This window comes from Burkholderia sp. CCA53, from assembly GCF_001685525.1.
Lineage (GTDB): Bacteria > Pseudomonadota > Gammaproteobacteria > Burkholderiales > Burkholderiaceae > Burkholderia > Burkholderia multivorans.
On record NZ_BDDJ01000001.1, the window covers coordinates 2,253,934 to 2,267,475 of the forward strand.

The following is a 13,542-nucleotide window of genomic DNA, read 5'->3' on the forward strand; positions in this document are numbered from 1 at the left end:
ACGAGGGCGCGGATGATGGCCGAGATCGTCGTCGCGGGAGAACTGCTCGCCGAATTCGTCGCCACCGAGCGCGGTCGGTCGTTCGATACGCCGGGGCTGTTCGCCGGGCCGTTCCCGAGCGGCGCGCCCGCCATCTTCGCCGATCAGGCCGCGCGCCTCGGTGCACGCGTCGCCTACGCGGGCTGCGTCGGGCGCGACGCCTTCGGCGACGCGATCGTCGCGCGGCTCGCGCACGACGGTGTCGACGTCGCGCGCATCCGCCGCGTCGCGCGTCCGACCGGCACCGCGTTCGTCGCGTATCGCGACGACGGCTCGCGCAGCTTCGTCTATACGCTGTCGACGAGCGCGGCCGCGTGCCTCGATGCGTCCGACGTCGACACGTCGATGTTCGACGGCTGCCGCTACTTTCATGTGATGGGCTCGTCGCTGACCGGCGAATCGGCGATCGCGGCCGTGCGGCGCGGCGTGATCGAGGCCGCGCGCGTGGGCGCGAAGGTGTCGTTCGATCCGAACGTGCGGCCCGAGATGCTGAGTTTCCGGCCGATGCGCGCGGCGCTCGACGAGATGCTGGCCGCATGCCATCTGTTCCTGCCGAGCGAAGCCGATCTGCCGTTCTTTTGCGGCCCGCAGCCGCCCGAACGCGCGATCGCCGCATTGCTCGCGACGCATCCGCTGCTCGAGCGCGTCGTGCTCAAGCGCGGCGCGGCCGGCAGCGTCGCGTTCGAGCGCGCGCATCGCGTCGAGGCGCCGGCGTACGCGGTCGACGAAGTCGATCCGACCGGCGCCGGCGACTGCTTCGGCGGCACGCTGGTCGCAAGCCTCGTCGCCGGCGTGCCGCTCGATGCGGCGCTGCGCCGCGCGAACGCGGCCGGCGCAATCGCCGTCACGCGGCGCGGGCCGATGGAAGGCAACAGCAACGCGGCCGAGATCGCGCGTTTTCTGACCGAGCGGGGTGTCGGATGTCCGGTATGACGACGACCGTCGAACGCGCGCACGCCGCGCACGCGCAGGCCGTGCTGCGCATGATCTTCGATGCGAATCGCGCGGATGCGCAGCGCGGCATCTATGCGGTCTGCAGCGCGCATCGTCTCGTGCTCGAAGCCGCGTGCGAGGCCGCGCGCGCGGACGGCTCGCCGCTGCTGATCGAAGCAACCTGCAACCAGGTGAACCACGTCGGCGGCTACACGGGCATGACGCCTGCGGATTTCCGCCGCGACGTCGACGCGATCGCCGCACAGTGCGGGCTCGCGCCGTCGGCGCTCGTGCTCGGCGGCGATCATCTGGGCCCGAACCCGTGGCGGCATCGGCGCGCGGCCGATGCGATGCGCGAGGCCGCCACGATGGTCGCCGCGTACGTCGAGGCCGGATTCGAAAAGATCCATCTCGACGCGAGCATGCCGTGCGCGGACGATCCGCCGTCGCTCGACGATCGCACGATCGCCGCGCGCGCCGTGCAGCTGTGCCGCGCGGCCGAAGAAGCCGGCGCGCGGGCGGGCGTCGCCCCCGTCTACGTGATCGGCACCGAGGTGCCGACGCCCGGCGGCGAATCGGGCGGCGACGCGATCGCACGCATCGCGGTCACGCGTGCGGACAGCGTGGCCGCGACGCTCGACGCGCATCGCGCGGCCTTCGCCGCGGCCGGTCTCGACGATGCGTGGATGCGCGTCGTCGCGATCGTCGCGCAGCCGGGCGTCGACTTCGACGATCGCCGCGTGCTCGACTACGACAGCGCGAAGGCCGCATCGCTCGGCGCGAGCATCCTGCGCACGCCGCGCCTCGTGTTCGAGGCGCACTCGACCGACTACCAGACCGAGCATGCGCTCGCGGCGCTCGTGCGCGACCACTTCGCGATCCTGAAGGTCGGGCCGGCGCTGACGTTCGCGCTGCGCGAGGCGCTGTTCGCGCTGAGCTTCATCGAGGACGCGCTGATCGACGACGCGGCGCAGCGCTCGCGCCTGCGAGACGTCGTCGACGACGCGATGCGCGCGCAGCCCGAGCACTGGGCGCCGTACTACCGTGGCGACGAAGCGGAGCAGCGCCTGGCGCGCCAGTTCAGCTACAGCGACCGCATCCGCTACTACTGGCTGCAGCCGACCGTTGCCGCGGCGGTCGAGCGGCTGTTCGGCAATCTCGCGCGGCAGCCGGTGCCGGAGACGCTCGTCGCGCAATGGCTGCCGGACGTCTACGCGGCATGCCGCGCGGGCGCGCTTGCACAGGAGCCGCGCGCGTGGGTGCGCCACCGGATACGCGACGTGATCGCGCACTATGCGCGCGCGTGCGGGATGCAGCGGCCGGCGTGACGGGCCGTGAAGGAAGCGACGCAACACCGACCTCGATAATCACAGACATAAGGAGACATGCCATGCAACGAAAGATGCTTGCCGCCGCCGTACGCCGTTTCGCCGGCGCCGCGTTCGCGACGGCCGCATGCGCCGCGTCCGCCGGCACGCTGACGATCGCGACGCTGAACAACCCCGACATGATCGAGTTGAAGAAGCTGTCGCCGGCCTTCGAGAAGGCGAACCCGGACATCAAGCTGAACTGGGTGATCCTCGAGGAGAACGTGCTGCGCCAGCGCGCGACGACCGACATCACGACCGGCAGCGGGCAGTTCGACGTGATGGCGATCGGCACCTACGAGACGCCGCAGTGGGGCAAGCGCGGCTGGCTCGCGCCGATCACCGGGCTGCCGGCCGACTACGACCTGAACGACATCGTGAAGACGGCGCGCGACAGCCTGTCGTACAACGGCCAGCTGTATGCGCTGCCGTTCTACGTCGAGAGCTCGATGACGTTCTACCGCAAGGACCTGTTCGCGGCGAAGGGGCTGAAGATGCCCGACCAGCCGACCTACGACCAGATCGCCGAATTCGCGGACAAGCTGACCGACAAGTCGAAGGGCATCTACGGGATCTGCCTGCGCGGCAAGGCCGGCTGGGGCGAGAACATGGCCTACGTGTCGACCGTCGTGAACACGTTCGGCGGCCGCTGGTTCGACGAGAAGTGGAACGCGCAGATCAACTCGCCGGAATGGAAGAAGGCCATCACGTTCTACGTGAACCTGCTGAAGAAGGACGGCCCGCCGGGGGCGAGCTCGAACGGCTTCAACGAGAACCTGACGCTGACCGCGTCCGGCAAGTGCGCGATGTGGATCGACGCGACGGTCGCGGCCGGCATGCTCTACAACAAGCAGCAGTCGCAGGTCGCCGACAAGATCGGCTTCGCGGCCGCGCCGGTCGCCGTCACGCCGAAGGGCTCGCACTGGCTGTGGGCGTGGGCGCTCGCGATCCCGAAGACGTCGAAGCAGCAGGACGCCGCGCGCAAGTTCGTCGCGTGGGCGACGTCGAAGCAGTACATCGAAATGGTCGGCAAGGACGAGGGCTGGGCGTCGGTGCCGCCGGGCACGCGCGCGTCGACCTATCAGCGCGCCGAATACAAGGCCGCCGCGCCGTTCTCCGATTTCGTGCTGAAGGCAATCGAGACGGCCGATCCGAACGATCCGTCGCTGAAGAAGGTGCCGTACACGGGCGTCCAGTACGTCGGGATTCCCGAGTTCCAGTCGTTCGGCACCGTGGTCGGCCAAGCGATCGCCGGCGCGGTCGCGGGGCAGATGACGGTCGACCAGGCGCTCGCCGCCGGGCAGGCCGCCGCGGACCGCGCCGTGCGGCAGGCCGGCTACAGGAAGTAACGCGACGCGCGCCGTGCGCGAATGCGTGCGGCGCGCCTCGCCGAAGCGGCAACGCGGGCCGGCCGTTCGCGCCCGCGTCTCAACCGGAGGGACTCCGATCATGCGTCATTTGCGTCTTCCCCTGAATCACGCGTCGTCGGTCGGCGACGCGTCGTCGTCGCCCGGCGCGGCGCGCCGTGCCGGCGGCGGCGCGCGCTGGCTCGTGTCGCCGTCCGTCGCGGTGCTGCTGCTGTGGATGTCGATTCCGCTCGCGATGACGATCTGGTATTCGTTCTCGCGCTACAACCTGCTGAATCCCGACGTGAAGGGCTTCGCCGGGTTCGACAACTACCGCTTCCTCGCGACCGATCCGTCGTTCCTGCCGGCGATCTGGCATACGCTCGTGCTGATCGGCGCGGTGCTCGCGATCACGGTGATCGGCGGCGTGCTGATGGCCGTACTGTTCGACCGCAAGTTCTACGGGCAGGGCATCGCGCGGCTGCTTGCGATCGCGCCGTTCTTCGTGATGCCGACGGTCTCCGCGCTGATCTGGAAGAACATGATCCTGCACCCCGTGTACGGGCTCGTCGCGAATGCGATGCGCGCGCTCGGCATGCAGCCGATCGACTGGTTCGCCGACTATCCGCTGACCGCCGTGATCATGATCGTCGCGTGGCAGTGGCTGCCGTTCGCATTCCTGATCCTGTTCACCGCGATCCAGTCGCTCGACCAGGAGCAGAAGGAAGCCGCGCGCATCGACGGCGCGGGCCCGATCGCGATGTTCTTCTACATCACGCTGCCGCATCTGAAGCGCGCGATCGCGGTCGTCGTGATGATGGAGACGATCTTCCTGCTGTCGATCTTCGCGGAGATCTACACGACGACGGGCGGCGGCCCCGGCGACGCGACCACGAACCTGTCGTACCTGATCTATGCGCTCGGCCTGCAGCAGTTCGACGTCGGCCTCGCGTCCGCAGGCGGGATCATCGCCGTGGTGGTCGCGAACATCGTGTCGTTCTTCCTCGTGCGGATGCTCGCGCGCAACCTGAAGGGGGAGTACGAGAAATGAGCGACCTGACTTTCGAAAACCGGCGCGCACCCGCCGTGTTCGACCTCGTGCGGCGCGCGCTGCCCGGCACGCTCGCGTGGCTGATCGCGCTGCTGCTGTTCTTCCCGATCTTCTGGATGGCGATCACCGCGTTCAAGACCGAGCAGCAGGCCTACGCGTCGACGCTGTTCTTCGTGCCGACGCTCGACAGCTTCCGCGAGGTATTCGCGCGCAGCAACTACTTCGCGTTCGCGTGGAACTCGGTGCTGATCTCGGCCGGCGTCACGCTGATCAGCCTGCTGTTCGCGGTGCCGGCCGCGTACGCGATGGCGTTCTTTCCGAACCGCCGCACGCAGAAGGTGCTGCTCTGGATGCTGTCGACGAAGATGATGCCGTCGGTCGGCGTGCTCGTGCCGATCTATCTGCTCTGGAAGAACGCGGGGCTGCTCGACACGGTGTCGGGCCTCGTGATCGTCTACACGCTGATCAATCTGCCGATCGCCGTGTGGATGACCTTCACGTACTTCAACGAGATTCCGAAGGACATTCTCGAAGCGGGGCGCATCGACGGCGCGTCGACCTGGCAGGAGATCGTCTATCTGCTGATGCCGATGGCGCTGCCCGGGCTGGCGTCGACCGCGCTGCTGCTCGTGATCCTGTCGTGGAACGAGGCGTTCTGGAGCATCAATCTGTCGAGCTCGAATGCGGCGCCGCTGACGGTATTCATCGCGTCGTACTCGAGCCCCGAGGGCCTGTTCTGGGCGAAGCTGTCCGCGGCATCGCTGCTCGCGGTCGCGCCGATCCTGATCGTCGGCTGGATCTCGCAGAAGCAGCTGGTGCGCGGGCTCACGTTCGGAGCGGTCAAGTGAGCGCGGCCGGCAGAGGTGCGGCCGGCAGAGGCGCGGCCGGCAGCGGCCTGGCCGACGAACGCGCAAGCGTGCTGATCTGCGACTGCGACGGCGTGCTGATCGACAGCGAGGCCGTCGCCGCCGACGTGCTCGTGCGCGAGCTCGAGGCGCGCTGGCCGGGCGTCGATGCGCGGCCGGCCGTGATGCCGCTGCTCGGGCTGCGCATCGAGCGCGTGCTGGCCGGCGCGAGCGAAGCGGTCGGCCGCACGCTGTCGGCGGACGACGTCGACGCGATTCGCCGCGCCGTCGAAGCGGCGGCCGTGCATGCGCCGATGGTCGAGGGCATCGACGCGGCGCTCGCGGCGATCGAGCTGCCGAAGGCCTGCGCGAGCAACAGCTATCGCGGCTACGTCGAAGCGGCGCTCGCGCGCACGGGCCTCGCGCGCTTCTTCGGCGACCGGCTGTTCTGCGCGGATGCGGTCGCGCGGCCGAAGCCCGCGCCCGACGTCTATCTCGCGGCCGCGCACGCGCTCGGTGTCGCGCCCGCGCAGTGCCTCGTCGTCGAGGACAGCGCGACCGGGATCACCGCGGCCGCCGCGGCCGGCATGACGGTGCTCGCGTTCGTCGGCGGCGGGCATGCGCCGGCCGCGCAGAGCGACGCGCTGCGCGGCATCGGCGCACGCCACGTATTCGACGACATGCACGAGCTGCCCGGCTACGTCGCGCGCTGGCAGGCGACGGGCGCGGTGCTGCCGAACTAGCAACGATCGCGCTGCGTTTCTGCGCGGCGCATCACGAACGAAACGGAGACAGACCATGGCAAGCGTGCTCCTGCGCAATATCGCGAAGCGCTACGACGACAACGAAGTGCTGCGCAACGTGAATCTCGACATCGCCAACGGCGAATTCGTCGTGTTCGTCGGCCCGAGCGGCTGCGGCAAGTCGACGCTGATGCGGATGATCGCCGGGCTCGAGGACATTTCGAGCGGCGACCTGCTGATCGACGGCGTGAAGGTCAACGATGTGCCGAGCGCGAAGCGCGGGATCGCGATGGTGTTCCAGTCGTATGCGCTGTATCCGCACATGACGCTGTACGACAACATGGCGTTCGGGCTGAAGCTCGCGGGCGCGAAGAAGCCCGAGATCGACCAGGCCGTGAAGCAGGCCGCGAAGATCCTGCACATCGACCATCTGCTCGACCGCAAGCCGAAGCAGCTGTCGGGCGGGCAGCGGCAGCGCGTCGCGATCGGCCGCGCGATCACGCGCAAGCCGAAGGTGTTCCTGTTCGACGAGCCGCTCTCGAACCTCGACGCCGCGCTGCGCGTGAAGATGCGGCTCGAGTTCGCGCGGCTGCACGACGAGCTGAAGACGACGATGATCTACGTGACGCACGATCAGGTCGAGGCGATGACGCTCGCGGACAAGATCGTCGTGCTGTCGGGCGGCGCGGTGCAGCAGGTCGGCACGCCGAACGCGCTGTATCACGCGCCGGCGAACCTGTTCGTCGCGGGCTTCATCGGCTCGCCGAAAATGAATTTCCTGAAGGGCACGGTCGAGGCCGCCGATGCGGGCGGCGTGCTCGTGCGCTTCGACAGCGGCGATACGCAGCGCGTCGCGGTCGACGCGACCGGCGTGCAGCGCGGCGCGCCGGTGACGGTCGGCGTGCGGCCGGAGCATCTGAAGGTCGGCGCGGCGGCTGACGGCGTCGCCGCGAAGACGATGACGGTCGAATCGCTCGGCGACGCCGCCTATCTGTACGCGGAATCGCCGGTCGCACCGGACGGGCTGATCGCGCGGATTCCGCCGCTCGACACGTACCGCACGGGTGAAGTGCTGCACATGCACGCCGACGCCGAGCACTGCCATCTGTTCGACGAGCAGGGCCACGCGTTCCGCCGGCTCGGCGTGCATGCGAAGGCGGCGTGACGCGCGGCGCGCGTCACAGCTGCAGATGCTCGACGAGGTAGTCGACGAACGCGCGCAGCTTCGGCGTGGGATGGCGGCCTGACGGCCACAGCACGTACACCGGCGTGCGGCTCGCGACGTAGTCGTCGAGCACCGTGCGCAGCGTGCCGGCGTCGATCGGCTCGCGCACGAAGAACTCGGGCAGGCACGCGATGCCGAGCCCGCGCAACGCGAAGCAGAGGCGCGTTTCCGCGTTGTTGCTGACCATCGACACGGGCACGTCCGGCGGCGTGTGCGAACGCGGCACTCGCAGCGGCCAGATCTCGAGCTTGCCGGTGGCCGGAAACCGGTAGTGCAGGCAGCGATGGCGAGCGAGATCGGCCGGCGTGCGCGGCGTGCCGTGCCGTTCGAGGTAATCGGGCGACGCGACCAGATGCTGGCGGAAATGGCCGAGCAGCCGCGACGAGAGCCGCGAATCGGCCGGGCGACCGGTGCGTACGACCGCATCGAAGCCTTCGTCGACGACATCGACGAGCCGGTCGCTGAAATCGAGATCCAGTTCGATCTCCGGATACGCGCTCATGAAGCCGGCGAGCACCGGCAGCATCAGCGTGCCGATCGTCGGCAGGCTCACGCGCAGCCGCCCGCGCGGCGCTTCGACGCTTTGCGTGAGCTCGCGCTCGGCCGCATCGATTTCGGCGATCACGCGCCGGCATCGTTCGAGAAAGCGCGCGCCTTCGGCCGTCAGCGTGACGCTGCGCGTGCTGCGATGAAAGAGCCGCACGTTGAGCCGCGCCTCGAGCCGCGCGATGCGTTTGCCGACCGCCGACGCGGAGATCCCGAGCGCGCGGCCGGCCGCGACGAAGCTGCGCGTTTCCGCGACTTGAACGAAGACGAAGAAGCCGCCCAGATTCTCCATGCAGGTTCCCGATTGCGGACGTCGATGTCCGGATTGTCCGGAACTCTAGCCCAGTTTTTCTTCGTTTGCCGGCTCCCTACGATGAGCGTTCGTTCATTGATTCATCGAGGTCATTGCCATGTCATCCCTGCCTGTGATTGCCCGCGACAGCGAGCCGGACGTCGCGCTGCACGCGCGGCTCGACGACGCGCTCGAGCGCGCGCTCGCGGACCAACGGATCGTCGGCGCGGTCGTAATGGTCGCGCGCGGCGGCGTGCTGCGCTACACGCGCGCGGCGGGCCTTGCCGACCGCGAGGCGCGCACGCCGATGCGCGAGGACACGCTGTTCCGGCTCGCATCGGTCACGAAGCCGATCGTGACGGCCGCCGCGATGCGGCTCGTCGCGGCCGGCCGCATCGCGCTCGACGAACCGGTCGCGCGCTGGCTGCCCGCGTTCCGGCCGACGCTGCGCGACGGCACGCCGGCCCGCATCACGTTGCGGCATCTGCTGTCGCATACGGCGGGCCTCGGCTATCGCTTTCTCGAACCCGACGACGACGGCCCGTATGCGCGAGCCGGCGTATCCGACGGCATGGATCGCACGCCCGTGTCGCTCGCGGAGAACGTGCGGCGCATCGCGAGCGTGCCGCTGCAATTCGCGCCCGGTACGTCGTGGTGCTATTCGCTCGCGACCGACGTGGTCGGCGCGCTGATCGAGGCCGTCCACGGCAGGCCGCTCGCCGAGGCGATCGCCGAACTCGTCACGACACCGCTCGGCATGACCGCGACCGCGTTCGTCGCGCCCGATGCCGCGCGCGTGGCGACACCGTACGTGAGTACGGCAGGCGCGCCGCGTCGGATGGCGGCCGTCGAGGTCGTACCGCCGCGCGACGGTACGGTCGGCATCCGCTTCGAACCGGCGCGCGCGTTCGATCGCGACGCATGGCCGTCGGGCGGCGCCGGCATGATCGGCTGCGCGGCGGACTGCGTCGCGCTACTCGACGCGCTGCGCACCGGCCGCGACGGCTGGCTCGCGCCCGAATGGATCGACGAGATGGCGCGCATCCAGCCGGGCGCACACGACGTGCCGGACGCCCCCGGCTTCGGCTTCGGGCTCGGCTTTTCGGTGCTGCGCGATCCCGTTGCCGCGCAGTCGCCGGAGTCGGTCGGCACGTGGCGCTGGGGCGGCGCGTACGGGCATGCGTGGTTCGTCGATCGCGCGGCCGGGCTCACGGTCGTCGCGCTGACGAACACGCTGTACGAGGGCGCGCACGGCCGATTCGTCACCGACGTGCGCGATGCGGTCTACGGCGCGGGGAGGGCGGCATGAGCGAATGCGTATCGATGTCCGCGACGGCGGCCGGCGACCGCGTGCGTCTGCCGGTCGCGAACCTGCTCGCGCTCGCGACGGCCGGCTTCATCACGGTCCTGACCGAAGCGCTGCCGGCCGGCCTGTTGCCGCTGATGAGCGCGGACCTGCGCGTGACCGAGGCACTGATCGGCCAGCTCGTGACCGTCTATGCGCTCGGCTCGATCGTCGCCGCGATTCCACTGGTTGCCGCGACGCGCGGGATCGCACGCCGCCGCTTGCTGATCGCCGCGCTGGCCGGCTTCGTCGTGTCGAACGCGCTGACGGCCGTGTCGCCGTACTACGCGCTCACGCTCGCCGCGCGCTTCGTCGCCGGCATGGCCGCCGGGCTGCTGTGGGCACTGCTTGCGGGCTACGCGAGCCGGATGGTCGACGAACACCTGCGTGGCCGCGCGATCGCGGTCGCAATGCTCGGCGTGCCGGTCGCGATGTCGATCGGCATTCCGGCCGGCACCGCGTTCGGTGCGGCAGTCGGCTGGCGCGTCGCGTTCGCGGGCATCACGCTCGCGGCGCTCGCGCTGATCGGATGGGTGCGACTGCGCCTGCCCGACTATCCGGGGCAGCCGGCCGGCTCGCGCGAGCCCGTGCTCGCGGTGCTGAAGATGCCGGGCGTGCGTGCGGTGCTGACGGTGATGTTCGCGTACGTGCTTGCGCACAACATGCTCTACACGTACATCGCGCCGTTTCTCGCGGGTGAACGGATGGGCACGCAGGTCGATGCGGTGCTGTTCGTGTTCGGCATCGCGTCGCTGGGCGGGCTCGGGCTGACGGGCGCGTGGATCGGCGCCGCGCAGCGGCGGCTCACGTTCGCGAGCATCGCGTTGTTCGCGCTCGCGGCGCTGATGCTCGGCGCCGGCAACGGGATGGTGATCGTCTATGCGGGCGTCGCGCTGTGGGGCATCGCGTTCGGCGGCGCACCGACGCTGTTCCAGACGGCCGCCGCGCAGGCGGCGGGCGACGCGGCCGACGTCGCGCAGTCGATGCTCGTCACGGTATGGAATCTGGCGATCGCCGGCGGCGGCATCGCGGGCGGCATGCTGCTCGACGCGGCGGGCGCCGGCCCGATTCCGTGGGTGCTCGTCGCGCTGCTGAGCGCAGCCGCGCTCGGCGCATGGCGTGCGCGCGGGCATGCGTTTGCGGCGGTGCAGCGCGCGGCATGACGGCTGCGGGCCGCGCGGCGCGGCGTCAGAGCGTCGCGTCGAGCGCCGCGCGCGCGCAGGTCTCGTCCGTCACGAGCCCCGACACCCAGCCGCCGCGCAGCGCGGCGATCACCGCGTCGCGCTTTTTCGGCCCGCCCGCGAACGCGATCGTCGGGCGCTTGGGCGGCGTCTCGAGCGGCACGCTCGTCACGCGCGCGCTCGTCGACACGTCGACGAGCCGGCCCTGAGCATCGATCGGTACACCGAGCAGTTCGGCGACCGCGCCGCGCGCGATCATCTCGTCGCGTTCCTGCTCGGTGATGAAGCCGTCTTCGTACAGCGGGCAGTGCGGGCCGATGTTGCCGACGCCGACGAACGCGACGTCGGCTTCCGCGGACAGCGCGTCGACGATCCGGTAGAGCCGGTGATTGCACCACTGCGCGCGCTCGGCGTCGCTGTCGGCGAACAGCGGGGCGGGCAGCAGGAAGTGCTTGCCGCCCGTCTTCTCGGAGATGTACTGCGCGACGTCGTAGCGGTTCGACGAGCCGTCGGCCGCGATCGCGCCGACCATCGACACGAGCCGGTGCTGCGGGCGATCGATCTGCGCGATCTGCGCGACGGCCGCCTTCAGCGTCCGGCCGCTGCTCACTGCGATCACCATCGGCCGCGTCTCGCTCAGATAGCGTTCCATGACCTGCGCACCGGCGACCGCGAGCTTGCGGTCGATCGCATCGGGCGCGTCCGCATCGACCGGCACGACTTCGCACATCGAGAGCCCGTAGCGCTTCGACAACTGCGCACCGAGATCGAGGCAGTCGGCCAATTGGTGATCGACGCGCACGCGAATCAGGTTCTTCTCGATCGCGAAGGCGACGAGGCGCTGCGCGACCGGGCGCGACACCTGCAGCTTCTCGGCGATTTCGTTTTGCGTGTCGCCCGCGACGTAATAGAGCCACGCGGCGCGCGTGGCGAGATCGAGTTTTTCTGAAGACTTGGACACGATAGCGATTCGGTTCGGAGCGGGCCGGCGGTGCGGCGCAACGGGATCCACTGTACCGCATGCGGCGCGGGCCGCCGTTCGGCATCCGCGCGGCAGCGGCCGCTCACGCGAGACGCGTGCGCGACGGTTCGTAAAGCGGACGCACGTGACGGTACAGCGCGCGAAACGCATCGAGGCGCTCGCGCAGCAGCGCGTGACGCGCGGCGTTCGGCGTGTAGTCCGCGCGCACCGGCGGCTTGGTCAGCACGGCCTCGGGATCGGCGCCGACCGCGAGCCAGCCGAGCCGTGCCGCGCCGAGCGCGGCGCCCGTCTCGCCGCCGCCGTGCCGGCGCGTGCGGACGTTGAGTGCATCGGCGATCAGCTGCGCCCAGAACGCGCTGCGCGCGCCGCCGCCGATCAGCGACAGCCGATCGGTTTCGACGCCGGCCGCGTGCAGTGCGTCGAGGCCGTCCGCGAGGCCGAGCGTCACGCCTTCGAGCACCGCGTAGCCGAGATGCGCGCGCTCGGTCGCATGCGTCATTCCGAAGAACACACCTTGCGCATACGGATCGTTGTGCGGCGTGCGCTCGCCGGACAGGTACGGCAGGAACAGCGGCGCGGTCGCGAGTGCGCCCGCGTCGAGCGCTTCGACTTCGGCGAGCAGCGTGGGCTCGTCGGTGCCGGTCAGCTTGCAGACCCAGCGCAGGCAGCTCGCGGCCGACAGCACGACGCTCATCAGCTGCCAGCGATCGGGGATCGCATGGCAGAACGCGTGCACGGCCGAGGCGGGATTCGGCATGAAGCGGTCGCCGACGACGCTCAGCACGCCCGACGTGCCGAGCGACACGAAGCCGTCGCCCGCATGGATCGCGCCGATGCCGAGCGCGCTCGTCGCGTTGTCGCCGCCGCCGCCCGCGACGACGACCGCCTCGGACAGCCCGAGCGCGCGTGCGACGTCCGCGCGCAGCGTGCCGGACGGCGCATTGCCTTCGACGATGCGCGGCATCTGGTCGCGCGTCATGTCGCACGCGGCGAGCAGCGCGTCGGACCAGTCGCGGCGCGCGACGTCGAGCCACAGCGTGCCGGCCGCGTCGGACGGATCGGACACCTTCGCGCCGGTCAGCCGGAATCGCAGGTAGTCCTTCGGCATCAGCACGCATGCCGTCGCCGCGAATACCTGCGGTTCGTGCTTCGCGACCCAGAGCAGCTTCGGCGCGGTGAATCCGGGCATCGCGAGATTGCCGGCGAGCGCATGCAGATCGGGGGCGCGCTCGGTGAGCAGCGCGCATTCGTCGGCGCTGCGCATGTCGTTCCAGAGGATCGCCGGACGCAGCACGCGATCGTCGCGCCCGAGCAGCACCGCGCCGTGCATCTGGCCGGACAGGCCGATGCCGCGCACCTGCACGAATGCGTCCGGATGCCGTTCGCGCAGCGTCGCGAGTGCCGCCAGCGTGCCTTGCCACCAGTCTTCCGGATGCTGCTCGGCCCAGCGCGGATGCGGCCGCGATACGGTGAACGGCGTGCCGGCCGTGCCGACGACCGAGCCGTCCGGGGCCAGCAGCAGCACTTTCACTTCCGAAGTGCCGAGGTCGATGCCGAGATACATAGATAGCGATCCGTTCCGTCAGTCAGGAGCCGCTACTTTAGCCCCGCGGCCGACCGCATGCCAACGGCGGTTCGCCCGCATCG

Annotated in this window: 12 protein-coding genes; 9 read left to right on the forward strand and 3 right to left on the reverse strand. The window is 70.1% G+C overall.

Going from position 1 to position 13,542, the window contains the following annotated elements:
- The first annotated feature begins 15 nt into the window (after positions 1 to 15).
- The 7 genes from BCR55_RS10480 to BCR55_RS10510 all read left to right on the forward strand — a co-directional run bounded on the left by BCR55_RS10480 (position 16) and on the right by BCR55_RS10510 (position 7,489).
- Positions 16 to 972: a sugar kinase gene (locus BCR55_RS10480; RefSeq protein WP_065494946.1), complete on the forward strand. Its 957-nt coding sequence runs from the start codon at positions 16 to 18 to the stop codon at positions 970 to 972.
- Positions 960 to 2,300, forward strand: a complete 1,341-nt coding sequence (locus tag BCR55_RS10485; protein WP_065494533.1) for a D-tagatose-bisphosphate aldolase, class II, non-catalytic subunit — start codon at positions 960 to 962, stop codon at positions 2,298 to 2,300. Before BCR55_RS10480 ends, BCR55_RS10485 begins: the two co-directional genes overlap by 13 nt.
- A gap of 62 nt (positions 2,301 to 2,362) precedes the next feature.
- Entirely contained in the window at positions 2,363 to 3,688 is a 1,326-nt protein-coding gene (locus BCR55_RS10490; RefSeq protein ID WP_006406465.1) for a sugar ABC transporter substrate-binding protein, read from the forward strand.
- 100 nt (positions 3,689 to 3,788) lie between these two features.
- The gene (locus BCR55_RS10495) at positions 3,789 to 4,736 is read left to right on the forward strand and encodes a carbohydrate ABC transporter permease (RefSeq protein ID WP_065494534.1); all 948 of its coding nucleotides are present in this window, start codon (positions 3,789 to 3,791) and stop codon (positions 4,734 to 4,736) included.
- On the forward strand, positions 4,733 to 5,584 hold the full coding sequence (locus BCR55_RS10500; protein WP_006406463.1) for a carbohydrate ABC transporter permease: 852 nt from the start codon (positions 4,733 to 4,735) through the stop codon (positions 5,582 to 5,584). The genes BCR55_RS10495 and BCR55_RS10500 overlap by 4 nt, the downstream gene beginning before the upstream one ends.
- A complete protein-coding gene (locus BCR55_RS10505; protein WP_371492864.1) occupies positions 5,581 to 6,324 on the forward strand; it encodes an HAD family hydrolase in 744 nt (247 codons plus the stop codon). Before BCR55_RS10500 ends, BCR55_RS10505 begins: the two co-directional genes overlap by 4 nt.
- 55 nt (positions 6,325 to 6,379) lie before the next feature.
- A complete protein-coding gene (locus BCR55_RS10510) occupies positions 6,380 to 7,489 on the forward strand; it encodes an ABC transporter ATP-binding protein (RefSeq protein WP_006406461.1) in 1,110 nt (369 codons plus the stop codon).
- Positions 7,490 to 7,502: 13 nt separating this feature from the next.
- On the opposite strand, the gene BCR55_RS10515 is transcribed toward BCR55_RS10510, so the two are convergent.
- Positions 7,503 to 8,387, reverse strand: a complete 885-nt coding sequence (locus BCR55_RS10515; RefSeq protein WP_053296896.1) for a LysR family transcriptional regulator — start codon at positions 8,385 to 8,387, stop codon at positions 7,503 to 7,505.
- A 118-nt stretch (positions 8,388 to 8,505) separates the two neighbouring features.
- On the opposite strand from BCR55_RS10515, the gene BCR55_RS10520 reads away from it, so the two are divergent.
- Positions 8,506 to 9,696, forward strand: coding sequence for a serine hydrolase (locus BCR55_RS10520; RefSeq protein ID WP_059937345.1), 1,191 nt, complete (start codon positions 8,506 to 8,508; stop codon positions 9,694 to 9,696).
- The gene (locus BCR55_RS10525) at positions 9,693 to 10,895 is read left to right on the forward strand and encodes an MFS transporter (protein ID WP_059937348.1); all 1,203 of its coding nucleotides are present in this window, start codon (positions 9,693 to 9,695) and stop codon (positions 10,893 to 10,895) included. Before BCR55_RS10520 ends, BCR55_RS10525 begins: the two co-directional genes overlap by 4 nt.
- 25 nt (positions 10,896 to 10,920) lie before the next feature.
- Here BCR55_RS10525 and BCR55_RS10530 read toward each other — a convergent pair whose 3' ends face one another.
- Positions 10,921 to 11,874, reverse strand: a complete 954-nt coding sequence (locus tag BCR55_RS10530) for a sugar-binding transcriptional regulator (protein WP_006406457.1) — start codon at positions 11,872 to 11,874, stop codon at positions 10,921 to 10,923.
- 103 nt (positions 11,875 to 11,977) lie between these two features.
- Positions 11,978 to 13,459: a xylulokinase gene (gene xylB / locus BCR55_RS10535; protein WP_065494535.1), complete on the reverse strand. Its 1,482-nt coding sequence runs from the start codon at positions 13,457 to 13,459 to the stop codon at positions 11,978 to 11,980.
- Positions 13,460 to 13,542: the final 83 nt, after the last annotated feature.